The organism is Hymenobacter algoricola (assembly GCF_039539525.1).
Lineage (GTDB): Bacteria > Bacteroidota > Bacteroidia > Cytophagales > Hymenobacteraceae > Hymenobacter > Hymenobacter algoricola.
This window is the reverse complement of sequence record NZ_BAABDH010000111.1, coordinates 87,030-106,997: the sequence shown is the minus strand read 5'-3', so window position 1 is coordinate 106,997 and position 19,968 is coordinate 87,030. Positions and strand designations below refer to the sequence as shown.

Below are 19,968 nucleotides of genomic sequence, written 5' to 3'. Positions count from 1 at the left end.
TTCCGACGCGTGGCCACGCGCTACGATAAGCTCGCCGATTCCTACGCCGCGTTTATCCAACTACGCGCCATCACCCTCTGGCTAAATTGAGAACACGCCCTAGTTTGCTTTGACCATGTCCACCACGGCCTCTACCCACTGCGGGTGCGAGTTCAGCGAGGGTACCAGCTGCCAGTGGCTGCCGCCGGATTCCTCGAACAGCTCCTTAAACTCGGAGCCGACTTCGATGGTCGTTTCCAGGCAGTCGGCCACGAAAGCAGGACTGAAGGCCAGCACATTTTTGAGGCCCTTAGCCGGCATTTCCTTGAGCACTTCGTCGGTGTAGGGCTGCAGCCACGGGTCGCGCAGGCGGCTTTGCAGGCGGCTCTGGAAGGCCACGGTGTACTGGTCAGACTTCAGGCCCAGGCCCGCGGCGACCAGGCGCGAGGTTTCGAAGCACTGGGCGCGGTAGCAGTAGCGGTTGTTCTTGTTGTAGCTGGCGCAGCAGCTGCCCAGCTTACAATGGTCGTTGTGGCTGCCTTTGAGCACGTGCCGCTCCGGAATGCCGTGGTAGCTGAATACGATATGGTCGTACGAATGCCTGGCCATTTCCTCCTTACCCAGCGTGACGATGGTGCCGATGAAGCCGGGGTTATCGGCGAAGGTGCTGATAAAGCTGATGCCGGGGACTACCCACCACTTGCTCACCAGCTCCATCACCTTTTGTTGTACCGAGCCGGTGCTGGCCGAGGCGTACTGCGGAAACAGCGGCAGCACGATGATGCGCTCTACGGCCGCGTCGCGCAGCTCCGCCAGCGCCTTTTCGACGCTCGGGTTCTGGTAGCGCATGCCAAAGGCCACCACGTAGTTCGGCCCCAGCTGCTCCTGCACTTTCTTTTGCAGGTCAAGACCATGAAAGAGCAGGGGCGAGCCGCGGTCCGTCCAGAGCTCCTGGTAGATCTTGGCCGACTTGGGGGCCCGCAGCGGTACCACCAGCCCCCGGAACAACGGGTAGCGGATGGCGGCCGGCATATCGACTACGCGGGCATCGGTGAGAAATTCGTTCAGGTAGCGGCGGACGTCGGGCGTCTGGGGCGAGTCGGGCGTGCCGAGGTTGACGAGCAATACGCCGATGCGGCGTTGGGCGGAAGCGGGAGCGGGCATAGAAAAGGAAGAGTCGACCGTAGAATACAAAGGTAAGGCCCTAGTGTTTGCAGCAAACCGGGTATTTTGCGTCTCCACTTCTAGCTGCGCGTCCGATGGCCTCCGTCAATACCGTGTCAATGGGTTCGGTTAACCTGCTGCTCTGGGCCGCCGCGCAGAAAGGCGCGGACCAGGCCGCCTTGTGCCGATCCATTGGCCTCGACCCCCGGCGCCTGCAAACTCCCGACGACCGGCTGCCCCTGGCTGATCTGCACCGGCTCTGGCCCCTGGCCGTGGCCGCCAGCGGCGACCCTCACCTGGATCTGCACCTGGGCGAAAAAGTCAGCCCGGTCGCCTACGGGGTGCTGGCGTACGTGATGATGCACAGCCCGACAATCGAAAAAGCCCTGGAGCAGCTCTGCCGCTATCAGGATATCGTGTGCGACGGCACGCGCACCAGCCTGCGCCGTCATGCCACGCAGGTTGAGCTGGTGGTGGAGCTGATCAGCCCCGATATTACCTGGCCGGCATATGCCCTGAACGCGGAACTGTCGGCGTATCTGGCGGCCCTGCGCCTGCTCAGCGGCCTGCCCCTGCAGCCCCGGGTCGTGCGCTTTGCCTACCCCCCCCCGGCCGACGTGCGGGAGCACGAAAGAATATTTGGTCCGGCTCCGGTGGTATTTGGGGCGGCCGATACCGCCCTGGTTTTCGAGGCCTCCGTATTGGCGCTGCCCGTGCTGAATGCCAACCCGGTGCTGTTTGCCGTGGTGGAGCAGCACGCCGAGCAGTTGGTAGCGCAGCTGCAGCAGCCGGATTTGCCCGGCCTGGTCAAGCGCGAAATCGTGCGGCTGCTGAAGGGGGCCGACCCCGCCCTCAGTACCGTCGCCGACCGGCTGAATCTGGGGGTGCGCACCTTGCAGCTGCATCTGAAAGAAGCCGGTCTGACCTACCGGCAGCTGCTCGACGAAGTGCGCTGTGAGCTGGCCCAGCGGCATCTGCGCGAGCTGCACCTGAGCACCACCGACATTGCGTTTCTGCTGGGCTATTCGGAGCCGAGCGTATTCGCGCGCTCCTTCAAAAAATGGACGGGACAGACGCCGGGTGGGTTTCGAAAGCAGGTGGCGTAACCGGCACGGCGGGCACGAAATTCTGGTTTAGCCGGTGCCGGGCAAACCACTGCAGCGTGGTGGCAATGGCGGTATCGAGGGGCGTTTCGCGCCAGGCGGGGAAACGGCGGCGCAGGCCGGTGTCGTCGAGCAGAATGCTGTGGTCGTAGAGGTAGAGCATTTCGTGCATGGCTTTCATCATCGGCAGAAACGGGGCCAGCACCGCGAACAGCCAGCGCGGCAGCACGCGCACGCGCACCGTGGGATGCCCGGCAATCTGGCTGATGCGCGTAAAGAAGGCCCGCACCGACGGCACCGTCTGCCCTCCGTAGTTCACCACTTCGTACGCTTCCGGCTGCCCCGCGGCCAGCAGGCGGCTGATGATTTCGGCCGCGTCGGGGGTGTACACGAACTGGTGCGGAAGGTCGACCGTCGCAATCCAGGGCAGGGCCTTGCCGGTCAGTGCCCCTTCGAAGATGGGAATGGTGCCGTCGTTGACGACCGTCGGGCCCCAGAAGTCGGGCAGGCGCACGTTGGGCACCCGGCAGCGGCCGGCGCGGGCGGCTTCGGCCAGCAGCTGCTCCTGCCGCACCCGGATGGCTCCTTTCTTTGTGATGGGCGCCGGGGCAGAATCTTCCCGGATCGGGGTGGTCAGGCCGAAGTTGTAGATGTTGCCGGGAAAGATAATCAGCGCCCGCTCCTGGCTGGCGGCCGCAATGACGTTCTGCGTCATGCGCTCCTGCGTGCCTTCCCACTGGTGATAGGGGTAGTTGATGCCGTGAAAGATGACGTCGTGCCCGCGGCTCACCGCCAGCAGCCGCGGCAGATCTTCGGCGTCGCCGGGCTCGATGGTGAGGTTGGCGCTGGACGCAAACAACGCCTGCGCCTTGGCCGGCGTGCGGGCCAGCAGCGTCACGCGGTAGCCTTTGGCGAGCAGGTTCTGGGCCACGGCCTGGCCGATGCTGCCCGTGCCGCCAAGGACGAGAATGCGGGGAAGTGAGTTCGTTGTCATCGGGTTAGACCTGGGGTGAAGTACTCCCCAAAGGTCGGGGCGCCCCGGCCGCGGATTGCTGACCAAACCCGCAGGCCGGCTTGACCAAAAGCGAAAATCTTTTCCCTGGGTCCGGGCCGGTTGCGGGGTGAGCAGCCCAACGACCTGGCTTGTAATCACCTATTTATCAGCACATGCTGCCCAACCGGGCATAAAGCCGTACCTTTGCGCCCTGATTAGCAAACCCTCCTCTATCGTGACCTCCGACCCTAAACCGCACCGTGCTGGCTTTGTGAGCATCATTGGCAAGCCCAACGTGGGCAAGTCGACGCTGATGAATGCCCTGATGGGCGAGCGGCTCAGCATCGTGACCAGCAAGGCCCAGACCACGCGGCACCGCATTCTGGGCATCCTCAACGGCGAGGATTTCCAGCTGGTGTACTCCGATACGCCCGGCATCATTCAGCCCAAGTATGAGCTGCACAACGCTATGATGTCGTTCGTGTACTCGTCTTTGGAAGATGCCGACGTGGTGCTGTTTGTGACGGACATCTACGAAAAGCACGACGAGGAGCCGGTTGTCGAGCGCCTGCGCAAGATGGTGGACACGCCGATTCTGCTGCTGGTCAACAAAATCGACCAGGCCGACCAGGCCGAGGTGGAAGCCAAGGTGGACTACTGGCGCGAGCAGTTGCCCAACGCCACCCGCGTGCTGCCTATTTCGGCGCTCGAAAAGTTTGGCACCGGCGAGCTGCTGGATCTGATTCTGGGCTACCTGCCCGAGCATCCGGCCTACTACCCCAAGGACGAGATGACCGATAAGCCGGAGCGCTTCTTCGCCGCCGAGATGATCCGGGAGAAGATCTTCAAGCTGTACAAAAAGGAAGTTCCCTACAGCTGCGAGGTCGAAATCGAGGAGTTCAAGGAGGAAGAGGCCATCATCCACGTCCGGGCCATCATCTACGTGGAGCGGGCCAGCCAGAAGGGCATCATCATTGGCCAGAAGGGTGCCGCGCTGAAGAAAGTCGGCATCTGGGCCCGGGAGGAGATGGAGAAATTCTTCAACAAGCAGGTCTTCCTCGAAACCTACGTCAAGGTCAACGAAAACTGGCGCACCGACCCCAAAGCCCTGAACCGCTTCGGGTACAAACAGTAACGGGGTCTTAGGATCCTGGGGTCTTGGGGTCTTGGATAGCAGAACGTCATCCAAGACCCTGGGTCCCCAGGATCCTAAGCTCCTGAAATTCCGACCTCACATTCACTTAACTACTCCGGGCACTGCCAAACTTGGTCGGGCTGGCGGCTGGAGTCGACAATATGAAGAATACCATTGCCATTGTGGGGCGCCCGAACGTGGGCAAATCCACCCTTTTTAACCGCTTGGTTGGCCAGCGCAAGGCCATCATGGACAACCAGAGCGGCGTCACCCGCGACCGGCACTACGGCTACGGCGACTGGATCGGCAAGCACTTCACCGTCATCGACACCGGCGGCTACGTGCACGGCTCCGACGACGTGTTTGAGGAAAGCATCCGCCGCCAGGTAAAGCTCGCCATCGACGAGGCCGATGTGGTCTTGTTCATGGTCGACGTGGACGCCGGCATGCACGGCCTCGACGAGGAGTTTGCCAACGTGCTGCGCCGCTACCAGGGCAAAAAGCCGATTTACATCGTGGCCAACAAGGCCGACACCAACGCCCGCGCCCACGCGGCCGGCGAGTTCTACGCCCTGGGCGTCGGCGACGGCGACATCTTCACCATTTCCTCCCAGAGCGGCTCCGGCACCGGTGATTTGCTCGATGCCGTCGTGTCGCACTTCGAAGACCCGTGGGAAGAGGTGCAGGACGAAGGCCTGCCCAAGATTGCCGTGGTGGGCCGCCCCAACGTGGGCAAGTCGAGCCTGGTCAACCTGCTGCTGGGCGAGGAGCGCACCATCGTGACCGAAATTGCCGGCACCACCCGCGACGCCATCAAGACGCGCTACAACGCCTTCGGCAACGAGTTCATCCTGATCGACACGGCTGGTCTGCGTCGGAAGACCAAGGTGAAGGAAGACATCGAGTTCTACTCCGTGCTCCGCTCGATCCGGGCCATGGAAGAGTCCGACGTCTGCATCGTGATGCTCGACGCCACCCGCGGCATTGAGGCCCAGGACGTGAACATCATTGCCCTGGCCGACAAAAACCGCAAGGGCATCGTGATTCTGGTGAACAAGTGGGACCTCATCGAGGACAAGGAAACCAATACGACCAAGAAAATCGAGGACCAGATTCTGGAGAAGATTGCGCCCATTGCCTATCCGCCCATCATCTTCACCTCGGTGCTCACCAAGCAGCGCGTGCACAAGGCCATTGAGACGGCCATTCAGGTGTACGAGAACAAGACCAAGAAAATCCCGACGTCCCAGCTCAACGAAATCATGCTGCGAGCCATCGAGGAGCACCAGCCGCCGTCGGTGAAGGGCAAGATGGTACGCATTAAGTACGTGACGCAGCTGCCGACGCACAACCCGGTGTTTGCCTTCTTCTGCAACCTGCCCCAGTACGTGCGCGACTCCTACGTGCGCTACCTGGAAAACCGCCTGCGCGAAAACTTTGGCTTCGAAGGCGTCCCGATTGGCGTCATCTTCCGCAAGAAGTAGCCAAAGCGGCCTGTCGGCTGGTCCGGCGGTAGCGAAATTTTTTTTCGGGGCTGTCGGGTTACCTTCTGGAGCAGGTGGTATAAAACCCCGAATCTGGCCGCGGCCCCGTCGGGAAAGTCGCCGGATTCACTCCCAATTGATTTTTCATTCTCCCCAACAAACCCTTATCATGAAAAAAGTTCTGTTCCTCGCTCTGGCTGCTGCTTCGTTCACCTTCACTTCTTGCGACAGCAAGACCGAAAACGCTCAGGAAAATGCTGCTGAGAACGTAGAAGCTTCCGGCGAAGCCAAAGCTGACGCAATGGAAGACCAGGCTGACGCCGTACGTGACTCGGCTGATGCTACTGCCGACAAAATGGAAGATGCTGCCGACGTAAACAACCCAAGCCAGGCTACCCCAGCCCCAGCTGAAGGCGCTACCAAGTAGTTGACCTAGCCTGCAAAGGCAAAAAAAGAGGCTCCCCAATCCGGGGAGCCTCTTTTTTTTGGGCGCGCGGCAGGAGCGTGGCCGCAGTGCCGTTCGGCCGCGCTGGTACGGAGCCTAGCCCAGGCGGTGGCTGATGAGCTTGTCAACTACCTTGAACAGCCTGCGGGGCTCGTAGGTGCGCCAGGGAAGCTCGTCGAGCTGGCCGCCAAAGTTGATGTAGCTGTCCACGTTGTACTGGCGCATTTCGCGGATGACGTGCTCGGCGAAGTTGACGCCGGCAATCCAGCCGTCCTCCACGTCTTCAAACCACTCCTCGTAGTAGGAATCGTCGGAGCCGTGGAAGTTGAACACGTTTTCGCCGACGAGGATGAACTTGCGGATGCCCTCGTGCACCATCAGGTCGATGATGTTGCGCTTGAGCTGCATCACATCGTTTTCAATGGCGTCGTTCCACTCCCCGATCAGCTCAATGATGCCGATGCCCTCGTCGTAGTCCACGAACAGGATTTTGAGGAACAGCGTGTCCGATTCGAGGCTGTCCCACTGGGGATGGATATAATAGCCGTAGATGGTATTGGTGAAGGTTTCAAGGCTGTTTTCGGCTTCGAAGAGGGGAGAGCGGGGGTCTTCGGAAGCGGAGTACTGGTCAATCCAGTTGTAGTGCGGCTCAATGGTGTGCACGGCGGGACGCGGATGAGGGTAAACGGATAAACTAGCAACAACGGGCGGCAGGAAAAGCTCCGGATGATACGCGGATTCTAGTGGCCGTGGCTGAGGCAAGGGGGCTATTTCCACTGCGGCTACATTTGGATAGGGCTTGATCCCGGCTGCGGGGCGCAGTCGGCATCGGCCGTAGCGGCCCCGCGGATGAGGCTTCCGTGGCCCGGGCTGGGTTGCCGGTCGAACCGGCACTTCACGATTCGATAACCACCTCATAAACTTGCCCTAACAGTGTCCCGGTAGCTTTGGCGCATCTTTTCACCAACTGCTCAGCTGGATGCGTCAACTCGTACTTTCTGCCACTTCTACCGTGCTGGCTTTGCTGGCCACCTGTGCCGCGCCGGCTGTGGCGCAGAGCGTACGTCAGGGCTTCGAAAGCACTGCGGCCGATACCTGGGCTTTCACGGCCACTCCGGCTACCTACAATATTCCGGTCAGCACCGACCAGTGGGCGGCCCTGGCGACGGTGGGCACCACCGGCTCGGCCGGGGTGGCGGCGCTGCCGGCGGCCGGGGCCGCGCTTTGGGGTATGCGCGACCTGGAAGGCCCGGCCACGGCCGATGTTTCGGTGTGGCACTTTCTGGATTTTGCGCCCATTGCCCTGCAAAGCGGTCCTGCGGCCGCCACGACGGTGTCTTTTCAGTATTTCAGCAATGCCTTCGACGGATCCGACTCACTGGCTTACGTGGTCGTCTTCGATAACGGAACGGCGTGGCCGGCCCCGAAAACCTACGCTCAGCTCACCAAAGACAACCGGGCCTACCAGACGGTAAACGTCGCTATTCCGCCCGCTGCCACCGCGGTGCGCCTGCGGCTGGCCGCCCGCCAAAACGGCAATGATGACTGGGCCGCCTGGGATGAGGTGACGCTGAGCCGCGCTACCGTAGTGCCGGAACTGCGCCTGGCCGCCGCGACGGCCGTAGTGAATGAAAGTGCCGGCTCGGTCAGCATTCCCGTTGCCATCGCCAACCCCGGCCCAACGGCCAGCACGGTGCAGGTAGCTCTGGTGCCGGGGCTGGGCACGGCCACGGCCGGCTTCGACTTCACCTACGCGGCTACCCAGACGCTGACCTTCCCGGCTGGCGCCACCGCCCCCCAGATCCTGACCATTCCGCTGACGGATGATGCCATGGCGGAAGGCGCCGAATACTTCACCCTGAAGCTGCAGAACCCGACCAACGCCACGCTGGCCGCCGGCGCTGCCGAGGTGCTGGTGTACATCAGAGACAACGACAGCCCGGCGCCGGCCCAGACGCGCAGCCTGACACTCAACCGCCTGGGCTCCTATCAGAACGGCGTGGCCGGGGCCAACTCGGCCGAAATCGTGGCGCATGACCCGACCACCCAGCGCCTGTACGTAGCTAACTCTATCGGGGGCAAGCTCGATATTCTGACGCTGGCCAGCTCCGGGACCCTGACGCCTTTCGCCTCCATCAACATTCTGCCCTACGGCGGCATCAACTCGGTGGCCGTACGCAACGGCATAGTGGTGTGCGCCATGGAAAACACCGATCCGCAGCAGAACGGCTCCGTGGTATTCTTCGATCAGAACGGTGCTTTCCTCAAGCAGGTAGTCGTGGGCGCCCTGCCCGACATGATTACTTTCTCGCCCAACGGCCAGTATATTCTTACGGCTAACGAAGGGGAGCCCAAATCCGACTATTCCGCAGACCCGGAAGGCTCGGTTTCGATTATCGACTTCGCGGGGGACGTAGCGGGCGTGACCCAGGCCAGCGTAACGACCGTGGGCTTCACGGGCTACAACAGCCAGGCGGCCGCCCTGCGTACGGCCGGCATCCGCCTGTATGGCGGCACTACGGCCGTACCGAGCACGGTCGCCCAGGATCTGGAGCCGGAGTATCTGGCCGTGTCCGGCAACTCGCAGCTGGCCTACATCACGCTGCAGGAAAACAACGCGCTGGCCACCCTCGACCTGACGACCAAGCAGTTTACCAGCCTGCGGCCGATAGGCTACCAGAACCACAGCCAGGCCGGGGTCACGCTTGATGCTTCCGACCAGACCCCGGAGGTGCTGCTGGCGAACTGGCCCATCAAGGGCATGCGGCAGCCCGATGCCATTGCGACTTTTGAAGTGGGCGGGCAGCGCTATCTGCTCACCGCCAACGAGGGGGATGCCCGCGAGTACTCGGCTCTGACGGAAGCTACCCGGGTAGGCGACGCCGCTTATCTGCTCGATGCAACGGCTTTTCCCAATGCCGCCCTGCTGAAAAACAACCAGGTGCTGGGCCGCCTCAACGTCACCAACCGCCTCGGCGACACGGACAACGATGGCGACTTCGATGAAATCTATGCTTTTGGGGGCCGCTCCTTCAGCATCTTCAACGCGGGCACCGGCGCGCTGGTGCACGACAGCGGCGACCTGCTGGAGCGCATTACCAGCACCGATGCAGCGTTTGGAGCTATTTTCAACGCCAGCAATACCACCGGCACGCCCAGCCGGAAAAACCGCTCCGACGATAAAGGGCCCTAGCCCGAAGGCATAACCACGGGCCTGATCCGCGACACGGTGTATGCCTTCGTATCGTTGGAGCGCATCGGGGGAGTAGCCGTGTTCAACGTCAATGACCCCACTCAGCCCCAGCTGGTGCAGTACGTGAACAACCGCAGCCTGACCAGCGGCACCGGTGACCAGGGCCCGGAAGGCATCTTGTTCGTTTCGGCTGCCAACAGCCCCACCAACCAGCCGCTGCTGCTGCTGGCAAATGAGGTGAGCAGCACCGTATCCGTCTATAACGTCCAGACCCGCGGCACGGTGACGGCTACAGCCCAGGCGCCGCGCGCCGCGCCGCTGCGGCTCTATCCGAACCCAACCCAGCACGGCCGCGTGTACCTGAGCCGGCCGGTGTCGGGCACGCTGCACGACATGACCGGGCGGCCGGTGCGCACCCTACGGCAGGCCGCCCACCTGGAAAGCGCGGGTCTGGCGCCGGGTGTGTACGTGCTCCGCACCAACGATGGCGTCAGCGCGAAGCTGGTCGTGCAGTAAGCTTAGCTTGTAGCCCACAGCAAAAAACCTCGACCAGCGGGCCGAGGTTTTTTGCTGTGGGCTACGGGGAGATTTAGCGAACTAAAAAGCCCTTTTCCTGCCAGATTTTCACGTTTTGGGTGCGTACGAACCGGGTTTCCAGGTGGCCCCAGGCATCGTGGCGGTACATGACCGTTTTGCCTTCCTCCCGGGAATAAAGCGCGACGAGTTGTTCGGCGTGCGAGACGGGAGCAGCGGCAGTTTCACTGACTTTGCGGGTGCGGGTGCGTTTAACAGATGTTGACATGCTTGGTTAACACGATAAGTGACCAAAAGGATTCGTTTGTGTTGACGCGAACCGCTGAGTAGCACGCCTTTCGGCCGCCAAACTGAGCAGGACAGCCTCGAAGGCCGCCGCGTATTCGCGTCATTTGCTCAACGGCAGCGTCCTGGGACTTGTTGCTACGTTGGCAGAAATAGGCATTCCTCTTTTGCCCCTAGGGCGGCCACGCGGCCTTGTGAGCAAAAGAAGGCGCAATATCGGAAATTTTGGCCCGGGTCCGGGCAGGCGAGCAACGAATAAGGCGTGGCCCGTACCTATTCCCGCTCCAGCACCTCGCGAATTCCGCTCAGGCCACCGGCAATATTTTCCAGCTTGTCCAGCATTTGCAGCAGAACCGCGCACTCGTCGCTGAATCCGGCCAGCGCCGCCGCCGCCGCCGGTGTCTGGCGCAGGTAGAGGACTGCAGCCACTGCCGGATCAGCTGAAGCTAGGCGGCAGGCTGGTCCTGGAGTGTGGCTGCCGACTGCTGAAACAGCGCTGTGGCCCGCCGGCCCTGACTTCGGCGCTGCCCGCAACGCCCCCGGATGCTGAGCCGGGCGCGGCCACGCCCTTCGTGCCCGCCGACCGGCTGCTTGAGTACATTGTGCAGCACCACAGCGCCGCTTTTCTGAATACGCTGCCGCCCCTCACGTTTCCGCACCAGCTCGGCCCCGGCACGCGCGCCTTCGAAATAGTGGGCGCGGAAATGCAGCACCAGCAGCAGGGCCTGCGCCACCAGGACGTGGTGCTGTGCCGCCGCATGGATCTGGCCCAGCCGAATCTGCGGGTGCACCGCATCTACGCCTTCGTCACCCAGAGCCGGCTGATGGTGCGCCGCCTCTCGGAGCGCCGGCCCGACAACGTGCTCAAGCTGCGCGCCGACAACCCCGACTACGGAACCGAGGAGTTTGCCCTGGAGCAGGCGCTGGAAATCTGGGAGGTAAAGGCCGTTTTCACCACTCACCTGCGGCCGCCGTCCACGGTGGAGGAACGGGTGACGCGGCTGGCGCGGCAGGTCGAAGAGCTGCTGGCGCGCCTGGGCTAAGGCTGCAGCAACCGGGGTTGCTTAACTGTGCGCCTCGATGGCGGCCCGCACCGAGCCGTGCTGCCTGAGCAGGGCGGCGGCCTCGGCCTGCACCACGCCCAGCTCATCCATAATCATCTTCTCGCCGCGGTCCACCAGCTTGAGGTTGGAGAGCTGCATGTCCACCATCTTGTTGCCCTTCACCTTGCCCAGCCGGATCATGGTGGCCGTAGTGAGCATGTTGAGCACCAGCTTCTGGGCAGTGCCGGCCTTGAGGCGGGTGCTGCCCGTCACAAACTCCGGACCCGTCACCACTTCCACCGGATAGTCGGCCACGGCGGCCACGGCCGAGTCGGGGTTGCAGACGATGCAGCCGGTGGCAATGCCGTGACGGCGGGCCAGGGCCATGCCGCCCACCACGTAGGGCGTCCGGCCGGAAGCCGCAATGCCCACCAGCATATCGTCGGCCGTGATTTTGAAAGCAGCCAGGTCGCGCCAGGCCTGCTGGGGGTCGTCTTCGGCATTTTCCACCGCTTTGCGAATGGCCGAGTCGCCGCCGGCAATGATGCCGACTACCAGGCCCGCCGGCACGCCAAACGTGGGGGGGCACTCCGAGGCGTCCAGAATCCCGAGCCGCCCGCTGGTGCCGGCCCCGATGTAGAACAGCCGGCCGCCGCGCTGCAGCCGCTCCACGGTGGCATCCACCAGCGCCTCAATTTGCGGCAGCGCCCCGGCCACCACCTGCGGCACGGTCTGATCCACGCTGTTGATGCCCGCCAGCAATTCGCGCGTGGAGAAGGTTTCGAGGTGGTTGAAGTGGGAGGGACTTTCGGTGCTGCTCACGGTGGGATAGGAAAATAAGGAGCTAGGGGATTCTGGGGCTCACCCTGACGTATACTGCATTTAGGAAGCGGGGTTTTTCAGGCGGCCCACGGCGTGGAACTTGTCGAATACGTGCTCCGTGTGCGGCGCGTCCTGGTGGAGCTCCCGGGTCAGGTCCTGCCCGGCCCAGTGTTCGTAGTGGTTGCCCCGCTGCCACAGCCGCGACCTGGTCACGTCGTAAATCAGGCCTTGGTAGCCCACCCAGATTTCGTCCCGGTCCTGCCCGTTGCGCAGCGCCAGCTGGGCGCGGGTGTATTCGGGGAGGGTATCAGTTGCCAGGGTCATTACAGTTGTCAGTTGCGTGGTGCCAGTTCATTCTATCAGTTCCTAGGGTTATTCGGCTGCGGGTTACGAATTGTGATTTGTCAGCTGGGCGGGGCCGATTGTCAGCTTATTTATTATTGCTCCTTTCCGAACTGGCAACTGGCAACTGGCAACTGGCAACTGGCAACTCAACCCAACAGGGCCTGCGTCAGGATCCAGCGGTTGGGCAGGTCGCCCTGGGCGGCTTTAAAGTAGTCCTCGTAGCTGCAGGGCACGATGCGCTTGATGTCGCTGTCGGCCAGGCTCTCCACTTCCAGCCACCATTTCTCGGTGCGGCGGGCCTTGTAAAACACCAGCTTGGCCGGCGAGCCGGGCAGCCCCACGGCGTAGCGGATAAAGCGGCGGCTCTGGAAGTCGGTTTCTCCGCGGCGGTGGTAGTAGCCCTCCACGAAGTACCACAGCATGGTGGCCAGCGTGCTGGAGGCCAGGCCGTGCACGTCGTAGTCGGGGCGGTAGCCGTAGAGGCCGAAGGAGCTGAGCTGGTCGTTGTGGCCGGCGTACCAGGCCAGCTTGGCCGCTTCCTCGTTGGTAAGGCCGAACGGGTTGGCCGGGTAGTAGCCGGGCGCGTCGTTCCAGCGCAGCGCCGCCACGTCGAAGCTCACGAAGTCGGCCTGGCGCAGCAGGGGCTCGGCCTGGCGGATATCGTCGCGCACCTGGCCCAGGCGCAGGGTCTCAAAATGCAGCTTTTCCAGCGCGGCCAGCACATCGGGCGCCACCAGGTACTGCTGGTGGGCCAGCTGGGCGAAATTGAAGATGAAGTTCGGCTCGTGCATCAGGATGCGCCGCAGGTGGGAGGCCTCGGGCGCCGCCGCGTCGTGCTCGGCCATGTCTACGTGCGAGTCCACGGTGGCAAAGCTCACGGCCCGGTCCAGATTTTCGTAGGCCAAGAACTGTCCGTAGTCGAGGTCGTGGCTGCCGCCGAGCAGAATCGGCACGGTATTATGCTCCAGCAGCGTGCTGATGATTTCGCGCAGGCGCAGGTAGGTGTCCTCCAGCGTCAGGCCCGGCCGCAGATTACCCAGATCAACCAGCCGGATAGAGCCCGAGCCTTTCTGCAGCTGGTAAAAATGGCGGCGTACCTCATCGGCACCGTGCTGGGCCGGGGCGCCCGCGGCGCTGCCCCGCCATTCGTCCAGCCCGATAAGGGCCAGATCGGCAGCGCGCCAGTCCGGAAACGTCGTGTCCTGGAAGCGCGTGGCGTAATTCGCCAGCGTAGTGGAAGCCGCCGCAGGGGCGGTAAGCTCCTCGGGGAGCGGATCAAAGAAGATGGCCAGATTCATCGGGCGCGGAAAGGGCAGGCCAACAAAACTACGCAAAAGCTGCCACCCTGCGCGTTTTCCGCCGCTAGCAGAGCAGGCAAGCTGCTCCGTAAATAGGGTTTACGGCAAAAAATCCATTTATTTAAGCAGCCTTTCCCTTCGGGTTTGCTCCGCCTGATCTGCCAACCAAGCCTTCCGCCCGGCTTCTTTCCGCCTGGCGGGGTGCTTTTCCCACCCTTTTGTCTCTGATTCTCCATGGAAGTCCGCCGTTCATTTGATATCCTGACCCACCAACTGGCCACTACGCCCAAGGCCGACTGCTTCGCAGCTAAAATTGAGGACACCTGGCAGAAAACCAGCACCCAGCAAGCCCAGGAAACGGCTAACCAGGTAAGCCTGGGCCTGATTGCGCTAGGTATCGGCAAAGGTGATAAGGTCGCCATCATTGCCATGAACCGGCCCGAATGGATGTTTGCCGACTTCGGCATTGCCCAGATTGGGGCCACCAGCGTACCGATGTATCCCAGCATCACGGTCGAAGACTACAAGTACATCTTCAAGGATGCCGGCGTGAAGGCCGTGTTCGTGTCCGACGAGAAGCTCTACGCCAAAGTGAAGGAGGCTACGGCCGACATGCCCGAGGTCAAAGACGTTTTTACCTTCGATAAGGTCGACGGCGCCCGCCACTTCGGCGAGCTGCTCGAAATGGGCAAAAAAGGCGACGCCAAAACCCTGGAGCCCCTGAAGGCGGCCGTCGAGCCCAGCGACCTGTTCACCATCATCTACACCAGCGGCACCACCGGCAACCCCAAAGGCGTGATGCTCAGCCACAACAACATCCTGAGCAACTGCCGCAACTCCCAGCGCTTCGTGCCCGTCACGGCCAATGATAAGGCCCTGAGTTTCCTGCCGCTCTGCCACATCTTCGAGCGCATGGTGACCTACCTCTACATGTTCAACGGGGTCAGCATCTACTACGCCGAGAGCATGGAAGTCATTGCCGACAACCTGCGCGAGGTGAAGCCCGAAATCTTCACCACCGTGCCGCGCCTGCTGGAGAAAGTCTACGATAAGATCGTCGCCAAGGGCCATGCGCTGGAAGGCGCGAAAAAAGGCCTGTTCTTCTGGGCCCTGGACCTGGGGCTGAAGTACGACAACCAGAAAAACCACGGCTTCCTCTACAACACCCAGCTGGCGCTGGCCAACAAGCTCATCTTCAACAAGTGGCGGGAAGCGCTGGGCGGCAACCTGCGCTGCATCGTGAGCGGGGGCGGCGCCCTGCAGCCCCGGCTGGCGCGGGTGTTCTGGGCCGCCGGCATCCGGGTGATGGAAGGCTACGGCCTCACCGAAACCTCGCCCGTTATTGCCGTGGGGGGCTTCGAGCCCGAAAACAACATGATTGGCACCGTGGGCCCGGTTATCGACAACACCCAGGTCAAGATTGCCGCCGACGGCGAGATTCTGACCAAGTCGGAGTCGGTGATGGTGGGCTACTACAACCAGCCCGAGCTGACGGCCAAGGAATTCGACGCCGACGGCTGGTTCCACACCGGCGACATCGGGGAGCTGGTAGAAGGCAAGTTCCTGAAGATTACGGACCGCAAAAAGGAGATGTTCAAAACTTCCGGCGGCAAGTACATTGCCCCGCAGGTCATTGAGGGCAAGCTCAAAGAGTCGCCGCTGGTTGAGCAGGCCATGGTCGTCGGGGCCGACCAGAAATTCCCCTCCGCCCTGGTGATTCCCGCCTTCGAGGACCTCAAAGGCTGGTGCAAGCGCAACGGCGTCGACTGCAACTGCTCGAACGAGGAGCTGATCAAAAAGGAAAAGGTGGTGGACATGTACGAGGACCTGGTGAAGAAGTACAACCAGAGCTTCGCCCAGTGGGAGCAGGTGAAGAAGATTGCGCTGCTGCCCAGCCTCTGGACCGTCGAAACCGGCGAAATGACGCCTACCATGAAGGTGAAGCGCAAGATCATCACCGAGAACAACAAGGAAATTATCGACGGCCTCTACAGCCAGGATGACCGGCGGTAGAGGTGGCAAGAGGTGTTAAAAAAAGGTGCTTACCTCCCGGGGAGCACCTTTTTTATTGTCTGACAATACTTATTTTTGGCAGTTTTTTTCACTCTGCCTAATTCCTTAGTACGCGGAAGGTTACCAATCTTTTGTTTGCCTCAATCTGCGCTTTGTCGCTGCTGGCCAGCTGCGCCGGCAAAGACGGTGACCCGGGTCCGGCTGGTGCCGCCGGCGCAAACGGGTCTACCGGCCCAACGGGTCCTTCGGGCCAGAACCTGACCGGCACTATCTACGGCTTTGTGAACCCGGTTGACGAAAACGGCTCCTCAGTAGCCAAAAACGGCGTCACCGTAACCCTGGAGGGTGCCACTTCCCAAACGGCAACCTCCGATGCCAACGGCCGCTTCGAGTTTCTGAACATGCGCAACGGTACCTACAACCTGACCTACACCCGCGCGGGCTACGCTACCGCCCGCCGCTTTGCCGTAGCCCACGTCGGCGGCGACCAGCCTACGTTCCTGGGCACCACGCTCGTAACCCAGGTTTCCGGTAGCTTGGTCTCCAACCTGAGCTTTGGTACTGCCTCCACCACGTTTGTGCCCGCTACGTTTACCCTCAACAACCCCAATCCGGCGAACAGTACCTATCGGGTTTCGTTCTTTGCCAGCACCTCGCCGAACGTAACCTCCGCCAATGGCACGCTGCTAACGACATTCGTTTTGAATGGCCCCGGGACGACGAATACTTCGTTTTCAAAAACCAGCTTTACCAATGCGGGCTTCCCGGTTGGCACTACTGTATACGTGGTAGCCTACGGCAGCGCGGCCAACCTGGCGAGCTACACCGACCCGACCACCGGCCGGTTTGTGTTTACGTCGCTCAGCCCGACGCCTTCCAACGTGGCCAGCGTGGTGCTGTAGCACCGCGTAGGTTCTGCTCCTGGCTGACTGGACTTTGGGCCAGCTCCCGGATTCGTAAAATCCGGGGCTGGCCCAAACTTTTTTCCGGCGAACTAGTATGCAAGCATAACATATTATTTGTATGTTTACCGGACTTCTATTGCTGCCATGACCCCCGAAGAAACCGTCGATTATAACATCAAAGTAGCCTGGCATGCCATTTCGCGCATGTACAACACCCAGGCCGCCAAGCACGACATCACCACCAGCATCGGCTTTGTGCTGCTGAATATAGATCAGGAAAACGGAACTCCGGCTACCAAGATTGCGCCCCTGCTGGGTCTCGAAACCCGCTCGTTGACCCGCATCCTGCGCAGCATGGAGGAAAAGGGCCTGATCTACAAGCAGGCCGACACTCAGGACAAACGCTCGGTCCGCATCTTTCTGACCGAGGAAGGCCTGCGGGGCAAGGAAATTTCCCGGCAGACGGTACGCCACTTCAACCTGAAGGTGCGCGACAAAATCCCGCAGAGCGAGCTGACCGTGTTTTTCAAAGTCGTCAGCCAGATCACGGGCATGATTGAGGGTAAAACCCTCTACGACGACTTCAAGCTGAAACCCCTGCGCTCCGAATCTTCCGCGGTCTAGCCGCGGCGGGTCCGGAGTAGTTGCTTTTGAGCCTTAGAATTTTAAGGCGCCTTCGTGATTCTATAAGCTCGGCATGACGAGTAGTTTGATCTAAAAAAAGCTGGTAGCCTGCCGCTGACAGCTGATTGCTTTTCTTTCATTTCTCACCCACTCATTCCCTCCCGAATGAACCGTACAATCAAAAAAGTAGCCGTGCTGGGCTCCGGGGTCATGGGCTCGCGCATTGCGTGCCACTTCGCCAACATCGGCGTGCAGGTGCTGCTGCTCGACATTGCCCCCAAGGAGCTGCTGCCCGCCGAGGAAGCCAAGGGCCTGAAGCTCGACAATCCGGCGGTCAAGAACCGCATCGTGAATGCCTCGCTGCAGGCGGCCGTGGCGGCCAATCCGTCGCCACTGTACCGCAAGCCGGATGCCGCGCGCATCAAGACCGGCAACTTCGACGACAACCTCCAGGAAATTGCCGGCTGCGACTGGACGATTGAGGTGGTGGTGGAGCGGCTCGACATCAAAAAGAGCCTGTTTGAGCGGGTGGAGCAGTTCCGCAAGCCCGGCACGCTGATTACTTCCAACACCAGCGGCATCCCGATTCATTTGATGACGGAGGGCCGCTCCGACGACTTCAAGAAATACTTCTGCGGCACGCACTTCTTCAACCCGCCGCGCTACCTGAAGCTGCTCGAAATCATTCCGACGCCGCACACGGATCAGAAGGTGGTTGATTTCCTGATGCACTACGGCGACCTGTACCTGGGCAAAACCACGGTTTTGGCCAAGGATACGCCGGCCTTCATTGCCAACCGGGTGGGCGTTTTCGCCATTCTCGACGTGCTGCAGGTGATGACCAAGCTTGGCCTGACGGTGGAGGAAGTAGACAAGCTGACGGGCCCGGTTATCGGTCACGCCAAGTCGGCCACCTTCCGTACCTCCGACGTGGTGGGCCTCGACACCCTCATGAACGTGGCCAACGGCCTGGCCCAGGGCCTGCCCAACGACGAAGCCAAGGACGTGTTTCAACTGCCCGACTTCCTCAGGAAGATGGGCGAGAACAAGTGGCTCGGCGACAAAACCGGCCAGGGATTCTACAAAAAAGTAAAGGGCGAAGGCGGCAAGTCCGAAATCCAGGCCCTCGACCTGAACACGCTGGAATACAAGGCGGGCGCCAAGGTGAAGTTTGCCACCCTGGAAGCCACCAAGCCGATTGAGAAGCTGGCGGACCGCTTCAAGGTGCTGGCCGCCGGCAAAGACAAAGCCGGCGACTTCTACCGCAAAACCTTCGCCGGCCTGTTTGCCTACGTATCGAACCGGATTCCGGAAATCACCGACTCGCTCTACAAGATTGACGACGCGCTGCGCGCCGGCTTCGGCTGGGAGCTGGGCCCGTTTGAAACCTGGGATGCGCTGGGCGTGCAGAAGGGGCTGGAAATAGCCCAGGCCGAAGGCAAGACGGTAGCCCCGTGGGTAGCCGAGATGCTGGCCGCCGGCCACACCACCTTTTACAAGGTGAGCGAGCAGGGCGCCAAGCAGTTCTACGATCTGGAGTCGAAGTCGTACCAGGCCATTCCGGGCGTGGAGAACTTCGTCATCCTTGACAACCTGCGCGCAACGGGCAAGGTCATCTGGAAAAACTCGGGCGCTTCGGTGCTCGACCTCGGCGACGGTATTCTGAACGTGGAGTTCCACTCCAAGATGAACGCGCTGGGCTCCGACGTTATTCAGGGCCTGCTGAAGGGCGTGGAAATTGCCGAAAAGGACTTCCGCGGCATGGTGGTCGGCAACGATGCGCCCAACTTCTCGGCCGGGGCTAACCTGGGCCTGGTGTACATGTTTGCGCTGGACCAGGAGTACGACGAGCTGAACCTGATGATTTCGCAGTTTCAGCAAGCCATGATGCGGATGCGCTACAGCAGCATTCCGGTGGTCAGCGCCCCGCATGGCCTCACGCTGGGCGGCGGCTGCGAGCTGAACCTGCACGCCGACCGCGTGGTAGCCTCGGCCGAAACCTACATGGGCCTCGTGGAATTCGGCGTGGGCCTGATTCCCGGCGGCGGCGGCACTAAGGAAATGACCCTGCGCACCGCGGCCAAGTACGAGGAAGGCGAGCCGGAGTTCAACCTGCTACGCAATACTTTTATGACCGTGAGCACCGCCAAGGTGTCGACTTCGGCCGCCGAAGCCTTCGATCTGGGCTTCATGCGCCGCGGCGACGAAATCGTGGTGAACTCCAACCGGGTTATTGCCCAGGCCAAGGCTGCCGCCATTGAGCTGGCCGAAGACGGCTACACCCAGCCGATCCAGAAAACCAACATCAAGGTGCATGGCAAAGGTGCTTTAGGGATGTTCATGACCGGTGTTTCGGCCATGCGCGAAGGCCGCTACATCTCCGACCACGACGTGAAGATTGCCAACAAGCTGGCCTACATCATGTGCGGCGGCGACCTGAGCAGCCCCACCGAAGTATCGGAGCAGTACCTGCTGGACCTGGAGCGCGAAGCCTTCCTGAGCCTGACCGGCGAGCGGAAAACGCTGGAGCGGATTCAGTCGATTTTGACCACCGGAAAGCCGCTGCGCAACTAGTATTGAGTAGTTGGTATTGAGTATTGAG

The 19,968-nt window shown here is 61.5% G+C and carries 18 protein-coding genes and 1 pseudogene; 11 read left to right on the top strand and 8 right to left on the bottom strand.

Features of this window, described 5'->3' with window-relative positions; genetic code table 11:
- Window positions 1–99: 99 nt before the first annotated feature.
- Entirely contained in the window at window positions 100–1,143 is a 1,044-nt protein-coding gene (hemH, locus tag ABD842_RS19450) for a ferrochelatase (RefSeq protein WP_345117543.1), read from the bottom strand.
- Window positions 1,144–1,238: 95 nt separating this feature from the next.
- Here hemH and ABD842_RS19445 point away from each other — a divergent pair, with 95 nt between their 5' ends.
- Window positions 1,239–2,249, top strand: a complete 1,011-nt coding sequence (locus ABD842_RS19445; RefSeq protein ID WP_345117541.1) for an AraC family transcriptional regulator — start codon at window positions 1,239–1,241, stop codon at window positions 2,247–2,249.
- On the opposite strand, the gene ABD842_RS19440 is transcribed toward ABD842_RS19445, so the two are convergent.
- Complete coding sequence (locus ABD842_RS19440) at window positions 2,197–3,240, bottom strand: NAD-dependent epimerase/dehydratase family protein (RefSeq protein ID WP_345117539.1); 1,044 nt, start codon at window positions 3,238–3,240, stop codon at window positions 2,197–2,199. The genes ABD842_RS19445 and ABD842_RS19440 overlap by 53 nt on opposite strands.
- A 235-nt stretch (window positions 3,241–3,475) precedes the next feature.
- Here ABD842_RS19440 and era point away from each other — a divergent pair, with 235 nt between their 5' ends.
- The 3 genes from era to ABD842_RS19425 all read left to right on the top strand — a co-directional run bounded on the left by era (window position 3,476) and on the right by ABD842_RS19425 (window position 6,286).
- Window positions 3,476–4,375, top strand: a complete 900-nt coding sequence (gene era, locus ABD842_RS19435; protein WP_345117537.1) for a GTPase Era — start codon at window positions 3,476–3,478, stop codon at window positions 4,373–4,375.
- 161 nt (window positions 4,376–4,536) lie between these two features.
- A complete protein-coding gene (gene der, locus ABD842_RS19430) occupies window positions 4,537–5,859 on the top strand; it encodes a ribosome biogenesis GTPase Der (protein ID WP_345117535.1) in 1,323 nt (440 codons plus the stop codon).
- A 169-nt stretch (window positions 5,860–6,028) separates the two neighbouring features.
- Window positions 6,029–6,286 (top strand): hypothetical protein, encoded by a 258-nt coding sequence (locus tag ABD842_RS19425; protein ID WP_345117533.1) that lies wholly within the window; start codon window positions 6,029–6,031, stop codon window positions 6,284–6,286.
- Between the two features lie 114 nt (window positions 6,287–6,400).
- Here the strand turns inward: ABD842_RS19425 and ABD842_RS19420 are convergent, their stop codons facing one another.
- A complete protein-coding gene (locus tag ABD842_RS19420; RefSeq protein ID WP_345117531.1) occupies window positions 6,401–6,967 on the bottom strand; it encodes a hypothetical protein in 567 nt (188 codons plus the stop codon).
- A gap of 316 nt (window positions 6,968–7,283) precedes the next feature.
- Between ABD842_RS19420 and ABD842_RS19415 the strand changes: the two are divergent.
- Together ABD842_RS19415 and ABD842_RS21245 are read left to right on the top strand one after the other, a co-directional pair.
- A pseudogene (locus tag ABD842_RS19415) lies at window positions 7,284–9,752 on the top strand (choice-of-anchor I family protein); the annotation flags it as partial.
- A complete protein-coding gene (locus ABD842_RS21245) occupies window positions 9,735–10,013 on the top strand; it encodes a T9SS type A sorting domain-containing protein (protein ID WP_425553210.1) in 279 nt (92 codons plus the stop codon). The pseudogene ABD842_RS19415 and the gene ABD842_RS21245, both read left to right, overlap by 18 nt.
- Before the next feature lie 73 nt (window positions 10,014–10,086).
- Here the strand turns inward: ABD842_RS21245 and ABD842_RS19405 are convergent, their stop codons facing one another.
- Together ABD842_RS19405 and ABD842_RS19400 are read right to left on the bottom strand one after the other, a co-directional pair.
- A complete protein-coding gene (locus ABD842_RS19405) occupies window positions 10,087–10,299 on the bottom strand; it encodes a hypothetical protein (protein WP_345117524.1) in 213 nt (70 codons plus the stop codon).
- Between the two features lie 290 nt (window positions 10,300–10,589).
- Window positions 10,590–10,745, bottom strand: coding sequence for a hypothetical protein (locus tag ABD842_RS19400; protein WP_345117522.1), 156 nt, complete (start codon window positions 10,743–10,745; stop codon window positions 10,590–10,592).
- A gap of 143 nt (window positions 10,746–10,888) precedes the next feature.
- Between ABD842_RS19400 and ABD842_RS19395 the strand changes: the two genes are divergently transcribed.
- Window positions 10,889–11,359 (top strand): S24 family peptidase, encoded by a 471-nt coding sequence (locus ABD842_RS19395; RefSeq protein ID WP_345117520.1) that lies wholly within the window; start codon window positions 10,889–10,891, stop codon window positions 11,357–11,359.
- Between the two features lie 21 nt (window positions 11,360–11,380).
- Here ABD842_RS19395 and murQ read toward each other — a convergent pair whose 3' ends face one another.
- The 3 genes from murQ to ABD842_RS19380 all read right to left on the bottom strand — a co-directional run bounded on the left by murQ (window position 11,381) and on the right by ABD842_RS19380 (window position 13,824).
- Entirely contained in the window at window positions 11,381–12,181 is an 801-nt protein-coding gene (murQ, locus tag ABD842_RS19390) for an N-acetylmuramic acid 6-phosphate etherase (protein WP_345117518.1), read from the bottom strand.
- Window positions 12,182–12,241: 60 nt separating this feature from the next.
- Window positions 12,242–12,505 carry a cytochrome b5 domain-containing protein gene (locus ABD842_RS19385; RefSeq protein WP_345117516.1) on the bottom strand — a complete coding sequence of 88 codons (264 nt, stop codon included), beginning with the start codon at window positions 12,503–12,505 and terminating at the stop codon, window positions 12,242–12,244.
- A gap of 167 nt (window positions 12,506–12,672) precedes the next feature.
- Entirely contained in the window at window positions 12,673–13,824 is a 1,152-nt protein-coding gene (locus ABD842_RS19380) for a formimidoylglutamase (protein WP_345117514.1), read from the bottom strand.
- 234 nt (window positions 13,825–14,058) lie between these two features.
- Between ABD842_RS19380 and ABD842_RS19375 the strand changes: the two genes are divergently transcribed.
- From ABD842_RS19375 to ABD842_RS19360, 4 genes are all read left to right on the top strand, one after another.
- Window positions 14,059–15,837, top strand: a complete 1,779-nt coding sequence (locus ABD842_RS19375) for an AMP-dependent synthetase/ligase (protein ID WP_345117512.1) — start codon at window positions 14,059–14,061, stop codon at window positions 15,835–15,837.
- A 131-nt stretch (window positions 15,838–15,968) separates the two neighbouring features.
- On the top strand, window positions 15,969–16,739 hold the full coding sequence (locus ABD842_RS19370; protein WP_345117510.1) for a carboxypeptidase-like regulatory domain-containing protein: 771 nt from the start codon (window positions 15,969–15,971) through the stop codon (window positions 16,737–16,739).
- A gap of 147 nt (window positions 16,740–16,886) precedes the next feature.
- Window positions 16,887–17,366 carry a MarR family winged helix-turn-helix transcriptional regulator gene (locus ABD842_RS19365; RefSeq protein ID WP_345117508.1) on the top strand — a complete coding sequence of 160 codons (480 nt, stop codon included), beginning with the start codon at window positions 16,887–16,889 and terminating at the stop codon, window positions 17,364–17,366.
- Between the two features lie 165 nt (window positions 17,367–17,531).
- Window positions 17,532–19,940 carry a 3-hydroxyacyl-CoA dehydrogenase/enoyl-CoA hydratase family protein gene (locus ABD842_RS19360; RefSeq protein ID WP_345117506.1) on the top strand — a complete coding sequence of 803 codons (2,409 nt, stop codon included), beginning with the start codon at window positions 17,532–17,534 and terminating at the stop codon, window positions 19,938–19,940.
- Window positions 19,941–19,968 lie beyond the last annotated feature (28 nt).